Genomic DNA, 18,523 nt, shown 5'->3' on the forward strand with positions numbered 1-18,523 from the left:
ATTTCAGCTTAACGATGCAAGCCGCGTGGGAAGCGCCGTACTTTTTCTATCGTCATCAAATCCACCGAGTCGGCATTCACCACTTCAGCCGCACCTACCCTTGCATGTTGCCCTTCGTGATGACCAGTATGATGAGCATCAGGTGCAGGCATGTTGGCGATGGGAATGTGCTGATCTTCTACTTCTATCTCTGCCGGGAAATGCTCATTGTCCGCCGGGCCAGGATGCACCTCCACCACACCAAGGTGATCAAAATGGTGAATCATATTGTTGATCTGGTCGGTGTAGCTGGTGCTGCCCAAAGGATTGATCCAGGCCGCACGGTTGGCAAATGCTGTCAATCTTTCACCCAGCGGCTTTTTGTCATTCATGACGACTTCATAGTTTTGTTTGGTCATGACCTGATTCGGCACGCGCGCTGGCCAGAAGCTGGGCACATAGGGGTCATACGACTTGTCATAGCCAGAGCGGCAGCTAGCCGTATCAGTTTGCCACGGCACCGCCATCCAGCGTGTAATGCCACCGGCCTGCTGGCCATACAGGGGACCATTTGGTATGGTGACGCCATCGCTGGTCAGCACTTCGCCCAAGCCGGGCGCGACCCAGCCATCCAGTGCATGGGCAAAGCGGAACGGGGCCATATACATGGTGCTGGCTCGTACCGGCCAGGTCATCTCACAACCGGGATGAAAGGCATCTGCCAGGCAAAAATCCAGTGCTGCCTGCGTCAGGGTATCGCCCTGCTGTTCCAGTGGTACCTGGTCTATGGTCGTTGCATGCTTGCGGTTGGGGTCATAGTCTTCGACAAAATTGCCTTCGGCCCATTCCATCAACATGGCCAGTTGGGTCGCTGTCAGTGACGCGTTTTGCCTTGGTGTGTGTGCTGCGGGGATGGCCATGGCATCGCCATACAGCCATGGCCAGGGCTTGGGTGACCAGGAATCCACCTCGTAATTGCGGAATTGATTGGCGATGGTACGGCGCAATTCCACATAGGCAGTGTTATTGCTGGCCAGGCGTGACAGAGCATCGGCGCTGGTGAGATCGATGGCCCCTTTCCAGCCAAAGCCGGCTGAGAAACCGGCATTCACCCACTGCAAGCCGTTCAGGCGTTCAAACAGGGGCAGGATGTCGAAATTAAAACTGGGGCGCGTAGGTTTGGGTAACCAGCCTGCGGTAATGGCGACATCACGCATCAGGTCCCACATAGTGCGGACGGATTTTCTTTGTGGCGCATAGTTGGGTGGGGCCACAACGACCCAGGCCGGTTCCACCATCAGTTCCAGCCCTTCATAAACGACCTTGGCATTGATGGGGCCGTCTGAGGTGTCGTCATACCAGCCTTCATTATTGGCAAAGGTGATGGCGCGGCTATTATCATAAGAAGCAGATACGCCATGCCCACCCAGCACGATCAGGTGGCCCTGTTCATCAGTAAAGGCTTCGCCCAGGTAGACAGGCTTGCCCATGAACTTGCCATCATCAAAACGCTGTGCTTTGGCTTTTTTACCGCTTACTTTTCTTTGCTTGGGCGTGATCGACAACATGTTCCGGTCAGAGACAACGGCATTGCGTAAAGTGGTCGGTGGTGCAGATGCCGCTTCAGGAATATCCAGCGCCAGTTGGAAACCATACCAGGCTGATTTGGTGTTGGCCAGTTGCACTTGCCATTCTATCTTGGCATTGTCGGCATTGAGTTCCTTGACGATATTGCCCTTGGCATTCACGCCATACACACGGAACCTGGCACCCTGGCGTTTGAGTTTTTTGTGGGTATCACGGTAATAGCCTGGCGCTTCTGGTTTTGGATAAGGTACCTCTGGTCCCAAAAACCATTCTTTCTCACTGGTGCCGACGCGTGCCACGCCTATGGCGGGATAAATCACGGCCTTGACGATACAGGTATCTTTGACAGGTTTTTCGGATTCTGCTTTGGCTACACCTGCCGCGTGAAAGGGACAACCCGCAGGTGCCGGGCGCGGGTCACGCGGGTCTTGCAGACCCTGGCCATTGGCCTCATGTCTGGCATCAGCACCAGCGGCATACACGACTTTACGAGCTTCAGCGATGGAACCTACTGGTGCCTGTGTTGGCGGTACGCGCCAGATATTGAATGCCAGGCCCTGACCATATTCAGACTGACCGCGCACGCTGATGTCTTGCTGCGGCAAAGTCAGGGTCGCCACATGGACGAAAGGGCTTTCTGATTCTGGCCATTCCACCGTTGCTTCATCCAGCGGCATGGTCTTGGGATTAGTTCTGAGCTGCACCATGAAACGGAACTGATATTCACGTTTGGCCAGGCGATTGCACATGTCCACGGCCAGATAATCTCTTTCATCATTCGGCACATTTTCTGGCGGCGTCACTGGCTCCAGGCGATATTTGACATAGTTCTTTTCACCTGCATGGAAAGGCAGGATGGCCCAGTATGTCGTGGTCAAGGCACTGCCTTCAACCTTTTCCATCTCATCCAGTATTTTTTTAGTCTTGGGATGTTTTTTCAGATAGCCGGGATAATCCTGTGCAACCACACCGGCATAGGTGAATTCCACCATTTCCTTGGCATTGTCGACAAAAAAGACCGGGAAGTTTTGCATGATGAAGTCAGCCGTATCACCATCGTCACCCAATGCCTTGGGACCAGGCACGCCAAACACTTTGATACCTACGCCCAGGGTGGAATACAGGTCAGGCGAAGTGGGTGTGGTGTCGCTGGAAAATCTGACCCAGGCATCCAGGCTGTCATGACTGAAAACGCCAACCTTGAGTTTGGCCGGAATATTCTTTTCCATCACCAGCCTGGCGCTGGCCACACCATGCAATTTGCGGAACACTGCCCGTTCAGCAGGACGCTGGCCGTTCTTGATTCGGCCTTCTTGCGCGATGCCGACAAACATCTCGGTCAGCCGTTCTGGTGCCTGATTAGCCTGGTCAAAACAGGGTGGAATTGGGTCGCTGTCTTTGCTCATACTATCTCCCTTTGATTATTCTTGGACTTACAAAATTGCATAGACAAGAATTTGCCGTACCCGACCAAAAGACGGGCGCAAGCAAACATGAAAATTCTGGAACGCGGAATGATTATTTAACAATATTAATTTTTAGTCAAATGTAACATTGTTAAATTGTATTGAAAACTTATTAATGACTTTGACGATAGTCGCGAATGGCGTTTCTGTGTTCCCTGAGGTCAACCTGATACAGCTTGAACAAGCCTTTGCGCACTTTGACGGTCACCACTTCATCAACAGTCTTGCTGCACCAGTAAGCACTGGCGAGATTGGTATATTCAATGACAGGCAGGCTTTTGTCTTCAGGCACCAGCGCGCTACAAGGTACATTCCTATGATATCGGGCTTCCAGCATGGGGCCGCCCAGCGCCTGGTTAATGCGTATGCCACCGACATAGCTGGTGACGGCAAACATTGCACCACCCAACACGGTAAGACCAACAATAACAACCACGGGCACCGTGCGCTGTCGACTGGCCTGGTACAAAATCAAAGCCAGTATGAGACCAGCAAACACACCCGCCAGCATATGCGGCATGCAATAGGTCTGATTGAAAAAAGCCCAGGATTCGTTTTGCAGGAAACCATCCAAAACACTGTAGGCAAGCAGTACGGCCATGCCAACCAAGACTATTTTGGTGGCAGGATGCTTCATCAGATCAAACATTGCTGCATCCAGATTGCTATCCGTGGGGAAGCTGTCAAATACGCCGCGTTGACGAAATATACGTATCAACGCATGTTCCACATTTTTGTCTGCTACTGGTACGGCACTGGCGTTTTGCAATTGCCAGTCTTTACTGCGAATGCCCCATGGCAGCCTTTCCGTGTTCGAGCGCAATTGCAGTACACCGAAGCGGGAGATGAAAGATACGTTCTTCAGATCAGACCAACGGAAATCACGCTTAAAGAATGTCAAACGGGCCAATGCAGAAGTTGAGGTCTGTTCCAGGCGTATGCCTTCGGCATCAACGATGAGTCTGGTGAAACGATAAGACCATTGCATGGCAGATTGCACCAACATGACTACGATTGCCGCGAGCAGAGGAAGCCAACGGTCTGTATGGCGAAGCGAAAACATACGCTTCAACGTATCAAGATTCAGCAAATTCAAATGGATAAACCAGAACAGGCTACCCACAACACTCACGGCCAAACCAAAAAAAGCCAGCTTTTCTATAAAGAATAACTGGCGTTTTACCCTGGTAAAAACATATGTTGTACGCACATCCTGCATAAGACCTTTCCAGCTGCATGGCAGCAGTCAATGTTGCAATCAGTGTACATCATGTCATGAAAAAACCGTCGCTATAATATTTGCTCCTGATAGCGTGCGCGCAGCAACTGCATCATTGCCACATTCTGTTCCCACGCATCTGAGACCAGCTGATTGGTATAGGGAAGAGTCTGGGTGTAGGGAGGCGGTCCAAATTCCGGTGTCAGTGTGATCTGCCGTTTACCAGATGCGCGCTGATGCTTGATGATGGCATCCCACCACAGCAAATGCTGTTGCAATGCGGCTGCATTTTCGGGCGCACGGAAATCATTTACCTGTGGCCCCTGGCTGTGGCCGACACGCGCATGAATATGGTGTACATGCGGGTACACCTGCGTCAGCACATGGGCCTGATCTTCCAGTAGCGATTCGCAGGCGCAACACCAGTGTGACAGGTCGGCATTCAATGCCAATTGCGGACGCTGCGCCAGGTAAGGCAGCAAGAGCATGGGGTGTCCACTGAAGCGGCTGCGGTGAATTTCATGCACGATGGGGATGCCGGTTTCGGCAGCGATCTCATCGGCCAGATCCAGCAGTTCTGTATTTTGCGCATGGCTGTAAAAATCCTTGCCGGTATGCGTATTCACAAACAAGGGCTTGGAGGCACAGGCGTTGCGCAGCAATTCTTCCAGCGCCTGTTTGTGTTTCGCAAAGTCGCTGTGGAATACGGTTTCCCATTGCTGGGCTATCAGATGCAGGCCAGCGTCGGCGATGGTGCGGGTCCAGGCATCGCGTTCATTTGCATCCATCGGCAAGGACATTTCCACGCCATCAAAACCAGCTTCCTGCACACGGGCGATGAAGGCTTCACGGCTCAGATGGGCGCTGCCCCAGTGCGGCGCAAAAATCAATATACTCATGTCCGACCCTTCAGACAAAGCCACGCACCGGGAAACTGGCATCGCGCTGTATCCAGTTGAGCGGCGAATAATGCGTAGCACCATCAGTAACATGCAGGGTATACGCATGACGTGAAATCGGTGAGCGATTTGGTGCGCTGTAATGCGGTAGCAGTCCATGGAAGCAGACCAGGCTACCAGCCTTTACTTCCAGCGGTACAGCCGTACTGTCGTCAGGCCAAGGCATGCTATCAAGTTTTTCTACCAGCACCTGATCACCTTCACGCACAAAGCGTTCACGCATAGGGGTACGATGCCCGCCTGGTTCTGCCCACAAGCAACCATTTTCGAGCGTGGCATCTTCGAGCGCAAACCAGAACGTGGTAACGCTGACCGGGTCGGTTTCAAAATAAGTGGCATCCTGATGCCAGCGTACTTCACCGCCTATGCCGGGCTGTTTGAAGATGTACATGGATTGCCATATCTGTGGCTGCTGCAAGCCCAGTTGCTCTGCCACTTGTGCCAAAGCCGGGCCGCGAGAAAACGCGCTGAATACCGGATCAAGATCATGTATGGCATGGCCTATCTTGTTGATGGACAGGGCTTTGACCTGGCGCAGATTGCCTTGTTCATCAAAGGCTTCTTCTTCAAAGAAGCAACTGATGTTGTTGGCCGAATTCAGGAAATAATGATCGATCTTCTTTTCCTGTTCTTTGGTCGTGAAGATGGATCTGGTTGAAGCAGGATCAAATTCATCGACAATTTTGGCGGCGCGCTCACGCAGGGCAGCGATGTCGGCCATATTTTTAAAATCCGGTACGACGATATAACCGTCTTGATGAAACTGCTTGATCTGTTCAGCATTCAGCATGGCAACTCCTGATGGTTCATGGCTATGGGATAGGGTGGGCGCAGGCTGCTACGGATTGGCGCTGCGCCTTGACTTGCATCAAGTGTAGCGAATTCTGCTTGTCTCTTACAACACTAGCAATGGTTGACAGATTGTATCCATTTTGAAGACAATGCCACTATGGATCAGTTAAAAGCAATGGAAATCTTTGTCGAGGTGGCGCGCCAGCGCAGCTTCAGTGCGGCTGGACGCCATCTGGGTATCAGCCGCGCCATGGTCAGCAAGCACGTCATGCAGCTGGAGGCAGAACTGGGCGCACGTCTGCTGCACCGCTCCACCCGTGAAGTCAGCCTGACCGAGCTGGGCCAGGCGTATCTGGAACCATGCAGTGCCAGTGTCGAACAGGCACGCCAGGCGCGTCTGGTGATCAGTCAGGCTGGCAATGAGCTGGCGGGTGGCATACGCATACAGGCACCCAGCAGTTTTGGCAGCGAATGGCTAGCCGATGCCTTGGCCCGCTTTGCACTGCTGCACCCAAAACTACAACCTACCTTGCATGTGGATGACAATTTGCTGGACCCGTTCAAGCATGGTTTTGATCTTAGTATCCGGGTTGGCGGCATACCGGACAGTCGTGGTCTGCATATGCGCCGCCTGGCACCCTGTCGTGGCATATTGTGCGCTAGCCCGGCCTATCTGGCACAGCACGGCATGCCAGCACATCCGGAAGAATTGAAGCAGCACCGCTGCCTGCACTTCAGCCATCTGACCCAGGGCAATACCTGGCATTTTGAACGGGCGGGTCAGCATCTGGCCATCGACATCACGCCGGGTTTTTCATCCAACAATGGCAAGGTCTTGCATCAGGCCGCGCTGCGTGGCCTGGGCATCGTATATGACACGACCTTCCTGGCGTGGCGTGATTTACTGGAAGGCCGCCTGGTCCCTGTCCTGACAGAGTGGGCATTGCCATTGAACGACTTTACCGCCCTGTATCCAGCCACCCACAAAGTAGCCCCGAAAGTAAGAGCCTTGATAGACTTTCTGGTGGAAGAATACCAGCCGGTGCCGGATTGGGATAAGGCATTGTTAGCCTCTGGGCTGATCTGAATTATCCTGCATCCTGCGCCAACCGGCCCAGCGTTTTCATGCCCTGCTCCATCTCACGCCCCCACGGGCGACCGATATTCAGCCGCAAAAAATTCGCATATTTGCCAGAGCCAGAAAACAGGCTACCCGGCGTGAACGCAATACCGACACTGACTGCCTTGCGCAGCAGCGCCAGCGTGTCAATATGGTCTGGCAATTCCAGCCATAACCACCAGCCACCTGCGGGGCTGATGACCTGTGTCCCGGCTGGGAAATAACGCTCAATCGCCGCTGTCGCCAGCGGTATGGTTGCCGCCAGTCGTTCACGCAATTTGCGCAAGTGTGAGGGCAAGGCACCCGACTGCATGAATTCTGCCAGTACGGTCTGTTCAAACAGGGGCGTGATCAGGGATGTACTGAGTTTCAGCGAATTGATCCTGGCCTGGTAACGTCCACCACTAATCCAGCCGATACGGAAAGCCGGTGCCAGACTCTTGCTGCACGAACCACAATAGATGACCCTGCCCTGTTTGTCCCAGGCTTTGATGGCTTGCGGCCTGTCCTGCAAATGTGAAAGGTCACCAAACACATCATCTTCTATCAATGCCAGGTCATGCTGCTCTATCAGCCGCAACAAGCGCTTCTTGTTTTTTTCAGGCATGCTGCAACCGAGCGGATTCTGGAAATTGGGCATGGCTACCACGGCGCGCACGCCGGTCTGGTGTTCCAGTGCATATTCCAGCGCTTCCAGGCTGATCCCCTGGCCAGGTACGCAGGGTACTTCTATGGCCTTGATGCCAAGGTTTTCCAGCATTTGCAGCAGACCAAAATACACAGGCGATTCAACAATCACGGCATCGCCCGCCTGCGCCACTGCGCGCAGGGCAACGCTCAGTGCTTCGGTACTGCCATTGGTGATCAACAGGTCTGGCGCTTCCAGGTCAATACCAGCGGTTTTCAGCCACTGGATTAGTGCGTTTTTCAATGCTGGCAAGCCGGTACCACCGGGATACAGACCAATCAGCATGGGGTCTTGTCTGAGCACGCGTTGGGCGATTTTCGACAAGGCGTCGCAGGGATACCATTCAGGTGCGGCACTGGCCAGATGCAAACCTAATTGTAGAGGTTGGGCTGTCAGTGAATACAGTTCTGTCATACGGTGTTGCAGCGACACCAGCTTGTCATACTCAACTGCTGGCGGTGCCAGCTTTGCCTTGGACATGACTGCGCTGACAGTATCGGCAGCGCGGATTTTCCAGTCGGCCACATACATGCCAGACTTGCTGCGCGCTTCCACCAGCCCTTGGGTTTCGAGATAGCGATAGCAGCGTATGACGGTGGAGACACTAAGCTGCTTCACGCTGGCAAATTCACGGACAGAGGGCAGGCGTTCGCCCACCTGATACCGGCCAGCCCGTATTTCACTGCTCAATGCCTGTGCCAGTTGCATATAACTGTGCTGCATAACAGATACCTTAATATTGAATCTGTACAGCATAAATCAGTCTGTCACTGTAAGCAAATGCTGATCGACACTGCACTAGACTGTCACTCATTTCACCAATAGAGATAAGTTGCAGGCACATGACGACACCACCTACCTCCCCCGCTATCAGCCCCCTAGTCAATGCCAGGCTGGGCATTACTGACATGGCAGTTGATCTGTTTCCAGCCGTGCTGGCTGGCCTGATTGCCGTTTTGATCTCATACGCTGGCCCCATGCTATTGATGTTGCAGGCAGCACAGGCAGCACATTTGAGCACTGGTCAAACCAGTTCATGGATCTGGGCGGTTTCTATCGGCTCAGGCCTGTCTGGTGCGTGGATGAGCTGGCGTTATAAAATACCCGTCATCTGTGCCTGGAACACACCAGGTGCCGCCCTGCTAGTGACGGCACTGGTCACATTCCCCTACAGTCAGGCGATTGCTGCCTATCTGTTTGCAGCTGCCATCATCTTCATGATCGGTGTGACCGGCGTATTTGAAAAGCTGATGGCACATATCCCAAAAAGCCTGTGTGCCGCCATGCTGGCCGGTATCCTGATGCGCTTTGGTGTCGATGTATTTGCCAGCGCCCGCAGTGAAGCCCATGGCGCGCCTTACCTGGTGGGGCTGATGTTCATCGCCTATTTGCTGTACAAAAAGCGTTCCGCCCGCTATGCCATCGTGCTGACCTTGCTGACCGGCGTACTGCTGTGGAGTCTGCTGGGCTGGGGAGATGCCGCCAATACACCTCCCATTACCTGGCAGGCAGGCTTGACCTTGCCAGTCTGGACTACACCTGAATTTTCTGTCAGCGCGCTCATCAGCCTGGGCCTACCGCTGGCACTGCTGTGCCTGACTGGTCAGCAGGTCCCCGGTGTTGCCGTCTTGCGGGCCGCTGGTTATGAGCATGCGCCCAACAGCAAGCTGGTCAGCGGTACGGGTCTGGCCAGCCTGTTGCTGGCACCGTTCGGCGCCCATGGAGTCAACCTGGCAGCAATTACAGCAGCCATTTGCACGGGACCGGAAGCGCATCACCAACCAGAAAAACGCTGGGTAGCGGGCCTGTCCTGCGGTGTGTTTTATCTGCTGATAGGCAGCTTTGCCGGATCGTTGACCACACTGTTCCTGCATCTGCCACATGCGCTTGTGACTACGGTAGCAGGTCTGGCTTTGCTGGGTGCGATACAAAACGGTCTGGTGAATGCCATGCAGGAAACATCTGAACGCGAAGCGGCATTGATCACCTTTATCGTCACTGCCTCAAACATCAGTCTGCTGGGTCTGGGATCAGCCTGCTGGGGGATAGTATTGGGCGTGCTCAGTTATTATCTGCTGCGTGTCAAGGCAACATCACATTCCGGAAAATAAGGGGAAACGGGATTATTCGCTGAACTTGCTGACAAAGGTGGCAACACCATCCCAGTCAGCAGGCGGCGGATTGTCACGATAATGCGCAATGCGTTCCAGGAAAACCTGGGCAGCCACATCTGCAGCCCGACTTTGCAGGTATTCATGGAACAGTGCCTCTGCTTCATCCCATTGCTGGACACGGAAACTGTTCAGTGCACGATGCCATAGCTCCAGCATGGCGGCCCTTTCTGCATCCAGGCTGGCCAAATTCACGACTGGTTCAAAAATGGAAATGGGTTGTGTCTTGCCCTTCACCCTGACTCTGTCCAACTCTCTATAGGCGAATTCTGGTGCAGCGTTTTTTGTCGCTTCACCGACGATAATGCCAACACCATATAACTTGGTCACACCTTCCAGCCTGGACGACAAATTGACTGCATCGCCCATCACTGTGTAGGCCAGCCGGATTTTAGAGCCCATGTCGCCCACGCGCACTTCACCGGTATTCAGACCTATGCCTATTTTCAGGGCGGGCCAGCCACGCTGGACAAATTCCTGACTCAGGCGTTGTGCCGTTACCTGCATTTTCAATGCGCTTTCTACCGATCGTCTGGCATGATCAGTGAGCCGCACCGGCGCGCCCCAGAATGCCATCACGGCATCACCGATGTACTTGTCAAGCGTACCCCGGTTGCCCCGGATCTCTTCCGACATTGCAGTCAGGTAGATGTTGATATATTCACGCAAATCGACTGCACTCAAGGTTTCAGAAATGGTGGTAAAGCCCCGCACATCCGAAAACATGACAGTCAATTCACGACTTTCACCTTCCATGGTATAGCTGTCAGGTTCATCAGCCATGACAGCCACCAGTTCAGGTGCCACATATTCACCAAAGCGCCTGACCACGCCACGCAAGCGGCGTGATTCAACTACATAATTCCAGCCAAACACAAAGAGAAAAAGTGAAAAGATCAACAGCAGCGGTGTTGCCAGCGGCAGTACTTTGTCAAAGCTTTGATACATCCAGTAATTAAAGCCGATGGCAATCAACAGACAAGACAAGGTGAACAGAATTGCGGCCACAGGTTTAAGACGGATCAGCGCAAAGGTCAGGACAATACCCAACAAAATAACCTCAATCAATTCTATGCTGCGACTATCACTGGGCCTGACCTTGAAATCATTGTCGAGTATGGAAGCGATCACGTTGGCATGCATCTCAACGCCAGGATAATCAATACCCACAGGTGCCGTACGCAAATCCTTCAGCCCTACTGCTGTGGTGCCAATCAGGATAATTTTGTCTGCCAGTACAGGCTCTGGTAACTGTTTTTTTAAGACGTCAACCGCAGATATATAGGTAAAACGCCCGCCATCAGGGCCGCCTTTGCCTTTGTACTGGATCAGGCTTCTCAGCAGTGGTTCCAGAGGAATAGTCTTGCGTGGTGACGAGTTCAGTATGATGGATTCTATGTCATCATCCTTGCTGGTGTCTGCTTGAAAACTCTCGGCATCTTTAGAAAATTTTGGCTTGAGCCTGGTCGCATTCAGGGCAACTCTGGCGGTAGCCAGCGACAATGCCTCATAATAATTTGAATTGTATTTTGCCAGCAAAGGAATGCTGCGTATGACACCGTCAGAATCTGGCGTAGGGGTCAGAAAACCACCGGCAATGGCAGCATTCTGAAGCTGTTGCATGTTGGCGATAAAACTGAAATATTCAGCCGATTCCACATCACGACCACCCAGTTCTGACTGCAACAAGGCAGGTTTAGGCAAAGCCCCCTTGCTGACAGCTTTTTTATCATCGGAAAAAAAATAGCCGAGCACCACTGGCCGGCTTTCAAATGCCTTGGTCAGGCGCTCATCAAAATCCAGTTGATGTTTCAGACGGGCCACCTGCTCGACGAAACCCTTGCTGTCTTTTAATTCTTCCTTCGCCAATCCCTCCAGTATCTGGAAGCCGGAACTGCCATCAGGTTCGGGAAAAACCACGTCAACGCCCACTGCCCGCACATGATAATCATCGGTCAGCCTTTTGATAAGATCGGCCACCACTGAGCGCTTCCATGGCCATTGACCAACCTCGGTCAGGCTTTTTTCATCAATGTTGACGATGATGATATCTTTATTGAGTTGCGGGACTTCCAGACGCATCCTGACATCGTAGGCAAAAAAGTCTATCCAGTTGACCAGCCTTACCGGGAAAATGGCATTGGCCTGCAAGGCAGCCAATACTGTCACCACCAGACCGATGATCCAGGGAACCTGTTTTCTGATATTTTTTAACAAGCCGCCTCCGCATCAAAAAGCATTTATCCCGTCAAGCTTCAAGGCTTATAGCCAGGTATGCCGCTCTCATCCACATTATCGATCTGCGCCCTGTCCATGAATTTTTCGGCATAAGTCAGATAGACCTTTCGTCTGACAAAGATGTCAAACAGGTCTGGATCGATATGACCATTCAGGGCAAAGTTGCCGAGGATGTGCAGGGATTCAGTCAGTGTTTTACCGTCTTTGTAGGGCCTGTCCTTGGCTGTCAGGGCTTCGAAGATATCTGCAATCGCCATGATCTTGGCCTGTACCGACATTTGTTCGCCACGCAGACCACGCGGGTATCCTTTGCCGTCCATGCGTTCATGATGCCCGCCTGCATATTCAGGTACATTCTGCAAATGTTTGGGCCAGGGCAAAGCTTCCAGCATCTTGATGGTGGTGCTGATGTGGTTATTGATGATGGCACGTTCTGCTGCATTCAGCGTGCCAGCGCGTACCGACAGATTTTCGATTTCATCTGCACTTAAAAAAGCCTGTGTTTCACCATCTGACGCCGTCCACTGCCATGTGGCGATTTCAGCGACTCTATCCAGGTCTTCCTGGCGGGTTCTTTCTGAACCCAGATTCAACTTTTTTAAAAATTGCCTCGCGTCTTCTATCTTTGCCAACTCTCTCTGCAAATCCTGATCCAGCTCTGCAGCCAGGACTTCATTCTTGACATCCGCCTGATATAAGGAGCATTTACTTTTCAACATCCGTATTTCAGCATCACGTTTCAATATTTCAAAACGGGTGTCCAGCAAATGGATGCGGTCAAAAATGGTTTCCAGTTTGGTTGATTTCTCGACTACATGGACAGGGGTGGAAATCTTGCCGCAATCATGCAGGATTCCGGCCATCCACAGTTCCTTGCGGTCCTTGTCCGTCATGGCAAACTGGGCCAGCGGGCCGGAACTGGTTTCGTGCACGGCGCTAGCCAGCATCATGGTCAGTTCAGGCACGTGCTGACAATGCCTGCCCGTATGTGGCGATTTTTCATCGATGCCGATATTGATCAGGTGTACCAGCGAAACAAACAGGTTTTCCAACTGCGAAATAAGTTGCTGATTGGTCAGGGCGATGGCCGCCTGAGATGCCAGGGCTTCGATGAAACGCTGGTCCGTTTCGGTGAACGAACAAGGCTCACCTGTCACTGGATCGGTGGCATTGATCAGTTGCAGCACACCTATCAATTCTCCCTCGTGATCATGCATGGGCACTGTCAGCAGGGATTTGGTGTGGTAATTGAACTGCTGGTCAAAATTGCGGGTGCCTGAGAAATTAAACACGCCAACGGTGTACACGTCCTGGATATTCACTGACAGTTTGTAGTTGGCTGCATAAGCTGCCACCGCACTCAGGTTTTTAATGCCGTTTTCATCCACCAGGGGGATATTCGGTATATCCACCGTTTGCCCTTTGATACCTCCCTGATACATCTTGAGCGTGTCATTCAGCGAGATATTGAAGCACAGGCTTTTCTTGTCCTTGCTGGTACGATACAGGGTACCGCCGTCAGCGTAGGTCATGTCTTTCGCTGAGCGCAATATGTTTTCAAGCAATAAAGGTGTGTCGTGATTATTACTCAGCTCCAGACTCAACTCTGTCAGTTTTTCCAGACGCTGCGCAATCTCACTACTGCTTAAGGCAGTCATGATCACTTTCTCCAAATCAAAAAAACTTTTACCGGCTATCCGCTAACCATTAGAACTCATTTCATCAATAGGGATGAGTTCTAACCTCAAAATATAAAACTGTCCCCCGCTCTCAATGCGGTAAATTTGCCTGGGCGTGTCGCTTCCAGTTCAGACATGATCTGTGTTTCCTGTCCCGGCTTGAGGTGGTAAATCAAAAAATCTACTGCCTCTGGCATGTCATGGATATCCTGTAACAGCGCGAGCGGACAAAAATGTCTGGAAATCTGTGCGAGTTCCGCTTCGGCGTCTGGAAAAGAGCAATCCACGATCACTTTACGCAATGCTGTTTCATTTTTCATTGCCCCCCACAAGTCAGGGGTGGTGGCCATGTCGCCGGTGAACAGGAAGCCAGCATCCTGGTTACGTATCCAGTAAGCTACCGAACCCGGGGTATGGTTGACCGGATGCGAACGGATGATCCTGTCACCCAGTATCAGCGTGCTGCCAGCCGGCATTTCCTCAAACCGCATGGATGGCTGTTCTGCATTGGGCAAACTGGAAAAATCGGGCCAGATCACCCAGTTGAAGATATGGGTTTTGAGCGCCTGAACGACCTCTGGACTGGCATGTACGGTAACTGGCGCGCTTCTTTTGCCGAATACAGCATCCATCAACAAGGCCAGACCAGCAACGTGATCTAGATGGCAGTGGCTGATGAACACATGGTCAATGGTAACCAGTTGCTCTATGCTCAGGCTGGCCAAGCCGGTACCGGCATCCACCAGTATGTCATCATCCACCAGCATACTGGTTGTATTTGGCTCTTTTCCGCCTATGCCACCCGCGCAGCCAAGAATTTTTAATTTCATAAATACAGAAATAGTGAGCCGTTGTTTTGGCAGTGAATTAAGGTCACCCTATTTACGGCAGACAGCCCCAAGAGAACGTTTGATCCAGTTCATGCAAACCGCGAAAGCCAAGCTTAACACTTTCTTTGAGTGCAACGAAATTTAGTGGTGGTCAAACCACGGACTTGTAAGGAATTCCATCATGTCTGAACAACAAGAGGCAAGGAACAGGCCAGTATTCCGGTAAAACACCCTGCAACTGGCAAAATTTGGCTGCCATAGCATAGTAAGTGGCTTGCATTCTGGTCATAACATGCGCATCCATGATACATTTTTGTACAAACTGGCACTCAAGCAGGGCATAGGTAAGCAACACTGGCTGGATTGTTGATCAGACAAACGTTCTCTGCTTCATAATTTAGCTGACGAATTAGTCAAATCAAGGAAAAAGAATGGCGGTTACCGGCAACATCGTACATGCACCCAAAGAAGGCGCTGATCATCGCCTGCAGTTTTTTAAAAAACTGCAAACGCTGACCAATAAAATCCACGGTGCGGATGCGCTTGACCAGATCATGCTGGATGTGTCCAAGGATATCTGCGACCTGTTTGACTGCGATCGCCTGACCATTTATGTGGTAGCACAGGATAAAACCACGCTGATTTCCAAGATCAAGACCGGCCTGAATTCTTTCAAAGACCTGCGCCTGTCGATTTCTGAACAAAGTATTGCCGGCCATGTCGCCCTCACGCGTACGATGATCAGCCTGCGCGATGTCTATGATGAAAACGAATTGCGCTCGCATTCCCCGACGCTGAAATTTCAACGTGCCGTTGACCAGCGCACCGGTTACCGCACCAAGCAAATGCTGGTGGCACCGATTGTTGACGGGCAAAGCAAGGAATTGCTGGGCGTGGTGCAGTTCATCAACCACCGCTTTGGCGATGCTTTTACCGACATAGCTGCTGAAGGTGTGCAGGCCCTGTGTGAAACGCTGGCTGTTGCATTTTCGCAAAAAAGCAAGGCCCTGCCGACCAACACCCCACGCACCAAATTTGATTTCCTGGTATCCGAAGCAATCATTTCGGCACCAGAACTGGAGCTGGCCGTCAGTTCAGCCCGCAGAAACCTGCTGGATCTGGAAGATGTGCTGACTGATGAGTTTGATATTCCCATTTCCAGCCTGGGACAGGCGCTGGCAAAATACTTCAATGTACCTTACGAACCCTTCAAGCCTGAACGCCTGATACCAGTCGACCTGGTGAAACGGCTCAAGCGTCAGTATGTAGAGCAAAACTCCTGGCTGCCCATCATGGAAGACCAGCATGGCCTGACCGTGCTTGCGATTGATCCCGAGCATATCAACACTACCCACGTGGTGAATCATGTCTTTGCCACTTCAAAGATCAATTACAAGGTCACTACCAAAAAAGAATTCCGCCAGACCATAGACCAGTTCTTTGGTGGCGTGGCAGATACCGGCTCGGTCGATGACCTGTTGTCGGGCATGGAGGATGAAGACGAAGAGCATGGCGGTGGCCAATCCCCCGTGGAAATTTCGGCTGCGGTTGAAAATGAATTGGTCAAGCTGATCAACAAGATCATCATCGATGCCTATCAGCAGGGGGCGTCCGATATCCATATCGAACCCCGTCCCGGCAAGGAAAAAACCCTGATCCGCTTCCGCAAGGATGGTTCACTGTCGCCGTATATTGAAATACCTGCCAGTTATCGCAATTCCCTGCTGGCGCGTATCAAGATCATGTGTGATCTTGATATTTCCGAACGCCGCAAGCCACAGGATGGCAAAATCAAGTTCAAGAAGTACGGTCCCTACGATATCGAATTGCGGGTTGCCACCATCCCATCGTCGGGCGGCATGGAAGACGTGGTCATGCGTATCCTGGCCGCTGGCGAACCTATCCCACTGGATAAGCTGGGCATTTTGCCGTACAACCTTGAACGCCTGAAACAGGTGGTCAGCAAACCCTATGGCCTGTTCTTTGTCTGCGGCCCTACCGGCTCAGGCAAGACAACCACACTGCATTCGGTATTGAGCCACCTGAATACGCCTGAAACCAAAATCTGGACGGCTGAAGACCCGGTAGAAATTACCCAGAAAGGCTTGCGTCAGGTACAGGTCAACCGCAAGGCTGGCATGGATTTCGCCACCGTCATGCGGGCCTTTCTGCGGGCCGACCCGGACATCATCATGGTGGGTGAAATGCGCGACAAGGAAACCGTCTCTATCGGTCTGGAAGCTTCACTGACAGGCCATATGGTGCTGGCAACCCTGCATACCAACAGCGCCCCGGAATCCATCGTGCGCCTGCTGGACATGGGCATGGACCCGTTTAACTTTGCCGATGCCCTGCTGGGCATTCTGGCACAAAGGTTAACCAAGCGGCTGTGCGGCAAATGCAAGCTGGCTTACCACCCGGATAAGGAGGAAATAAAGGATCTGCTCGACGAATACTGCGTAGAACTGCTCAATACCGAAGCATTTACCAAGAATGCGCTGGAAGCCAAGAAAAAAGTGTTTACCACCTGGCAATCACAGTATGCCGACAAGCAGGGTAAAGTCACCCTGTACAAGGCTGTAGGCTGCGAGCACTGCACCAACGGCTATAAAGGCCGGCTGGGCTTGCACGAACTGATGGTGGCGAATGATATCGTCAAAAAGCTGATACAGGACCATGCGCGTGTATCAGAATTGCTGACGGCTGCGCTGGCCGATGGCATGCTGACCCTGAAAATGGATGGCATAGAAAAAGTTTTGTCCGGACTGACCGACATGAAGCAGGTCAGGATAGTGTGTATCAAATAATTTTTTGAGAATACGCTACAATTTCTGACCTGAGAACCTGTTTACTATCTGCAGCGAGCGTGCGTCAGCGTGGTGAAGATCAGCACAAAAAGCGGAATGTACTTTGGTACATGAGCATTTTGAACAGCGCATGAGCCCCGATCACGCTCGCGCAGTAAGATCGTGAACAGGTTCTGAGACCGCTGCCATCAGCTCGCTGAGTACAACAGCGGTGACGGCCTTGCAGCCGCCCCTATTTTCTGAACCTATTTCCAGAAAGCACACATGAAATATCTGCACACCATGGTTCGCGTAACTGACCTTGACGCCTCTATGCGGTTTTACCGCGATGCGCTGGGACTTGAGCTGGTACACCAAAAGGAATATCCGAAAGGTCGCTTTACCCTGGCCTATCTTGCCGCCCCAGGTGACCAGGATGCCCAGGTAGAACTGACCTATAACTGGGACCCTGAAGTGTATACCGGTGGTCGCAACTTTGGTCACCTGGCTTACCGGGTCAACGACATCTACCAAACCTGCCAACGTCTGATGGACCACGGCGTGGTGATCAATCGCCCACCACGCGACGGCCATATGGCCTTTGTCCGCTCACCCGACAATATTTCTATAGAGTTATTGCAAGCAGGCGAGCCGCTGACCCCGGCTGAACCATGGACGTCCATGCCAAATACCGGTAGCTGGTAACACCACTCAGACAAGTTTCAGCAAAAAAAAACGCAGACCAAGGTCTGCGTTTTTTTGCTTTTCATTTATCAAAAATTCAGTTTTTGTAATCGGCGCGACGTGCCTCTTTATTCATGGCACGAATCAAGCCCACAACGCTAATCACGACAACCACCGAGACAATACTCACGATACTGGTCCACATAAGCTCACCCTGATTTGATATAACGATGTTTCTTTATATCAATCAGGATAAGCAGCGTCAACCTGACAAACAGGCTTTCGAGGAGTTTTAACTTAATCTTGCAATCTACACGTAATTGAA

The 18,523-nt window shown here is 52.0% G+C and carries 12 protein-coding genes; 4 read left to right on the top strand and 8 right to left on the bottom strand.

The window, feature by feature from the left end; all coding sequences use genetic code 11:
* Positions 1-8: 8 nt before the first annotated feature.
* The 4 genes from AC1RVX_RS10115 to AC1RVX_RS10130 all read right to left on the bottom strand — a co-directional run bounded on the left by AC1RVX_RS10115 (position 9) and on the right by AC1RVX_RS10130 (position 6,000).
* Complete coding sequence (locus AC1RVX_RS10115; protein ID WP_493216459.1) at positions 9-2,972, bottom strand: LodA/GoxA family CTQ-dependent oxidase; 2,964 nt, start codon at positions 2,970-2,972, stop codon at positions 9-11.
* Between the two features lie 172 nt (positions 2,973-3,144).
* On the bottom strand, positions 3,145-4,251 hold the full coding sequence (locus AC1RVX_RS10120) for a hypothetical protein (RefSeq protein ID WP_493216460.1): 1,107 nt from the start codon (positions 4,249-4,251) through the stop codon (positions 3,145-3,147).
* Between the two features lie 71 nt (positions 4,252-4,322).
* Positions 4,323-5,150 (bottom strand): sugar phosphate isomerase/epimerase family protein, encoded by an 828-nt coding sequence (locus AC1RVX_RS10125; RefSeq protein ID WP_493216461.1) that lies wholly within the window; start codon positions 5,148-5,150, stop codon positions 4,323-4,325.
* 10 nt (positions 5,151-5,160) lie between these two features.
* Entirely contained in the window at positions 5,161-6,000 is an 840-nt protein-coding gene (locus AC1RVX_RS10130; protein WP_493216462.1) for a phytanoyl-CoA dioxygenase family protein, read from the bottom strand.
* A 159-nt stretch (positions 6,001-6,159) separates the two neighbouring features.
* Here AC1RVX_RS10130 and AC1RVX_RS10135 point away from each other — a divergent pair, with 159 nt between their 5' ends.
* Positions 6,160-7,089, top strand: coding sequence for a LysR family transcriptional regulator (locus AC1RVX_RS10135; RefSeq protein WP_493216463.1), 930 nt, complete (start codon positions 6,160-6,162; stop codon positions 7,087-7,089).
* Between the two features lies 1 nt (position 7,090).
* On the opposite strand, the gene AC1RVX_RS10140 is transcribed toward AC1RVX_RS10135, so the two are convergent.
* Complete coding sequence (locus AC1RVX_RS10140) at positions 7,091-8,533, bottom strand: aminotransferase-like domain-containing protein (protein WP_493216464.1); 1,443 nt, start codon at positions 8,531-8,533, stop codon at positions 7,091-7,093.
* A gap of 119 nt (positions 8,534-8,652) precedes the next feature.
* On the opposite strand from AC1RVX_RS10140, the gene AC1RVX_RS10145 reads away from it, so the two are divergent.
* The gene (locus AC1RVX_RS10145; RefSeq protein ID WP_493216465.1) at positions 8,653-9,921 is read left to right on the top strand and encodes a benzoate/H(+) symporter BenE family transporter; all 1,269 of its coding nucleotides are present in this window, start codon (positions 8,653-8,655) and stop codon (positions 9,919-9,921) included.
* 12 nt (positions 9,922-9,933) lie between these two features.
* On the opposite strand, the gene AC1RVX_RS10150 is transcribed toward AC1RVX_RS10145, so the two are convergent.
* The 3 genes from AC1RVX_RS10150 to AC1RVX_RS10160 form a co-directional block, all read right to left on the bottom strand.
* Positions 9,934-12,198: a CHASE2 domain-containing protein gene (locus AC1RVX_RS10150; RefSeq protein ID WP_493216466.1), complete on the bottom strand. Its 2,265-nt coding sequence runs from the start codon at positions 12,196-12,198 to the stop codon at positions 9,934-9,936.
* Between the two features lie 38 nt (positions 12,199-12,236).
* Positions 12,237-13,877, bottom strand: coding sequence for a GAF and HD-GYP domain-containing protein (locus tag AC1RVX_RS10155; RefSeq protein ID WP_493216467.1), 1,641 nt, complete (start codon positions 13,875-13,877; stop codon positions 12,237-12,239).
* Between the two features lie 86 nt (positions 13,878-13,963).
* A complete protein-coding gene (locus AC1RVX_RS10160) occupies positions 13,964-14,728 on the bottom strand; it encodes a 3',5'-cyclic-nucleotide phosphodiesterase (RefSeq protein WP_493216468.1) in 765 nt (254 codons plus the stop codon).
* Positions 14,729-15,159: 431 nt separating this feature from the next.
* On the opposite strand from AC1RVX_RS10160, the gene AC1RVX_RS10165 reads away from it, so the two are divergent.
* A complete protein-coding gene (locus AC1RVX_RS10165; protein WP_493216469.1) occupies positions 15,160-17,535 on the top strand; it encodes an ATPase, T2SS/T4P/T4SS family in 2,376 nt (791 codons plus the stop codon).
* Positions 17,536-17,799: 264 nt separating this feature from the next.
* Positions 17,800-18,219, top strand: a complete 420-nt coding sequence (locus AC1RVX_RS10170; protein WP_493216470.1) for a VOC family protein — start codon at positions 17,800-17,802, stop codon at positions 18,217-18,219.
* Positions 18,220-18,523 lie beyond the last annotated feature (304 nt).

This window comes from Undibacterium sp. GW821-FHT11B02, assembly GCF_058808955.1.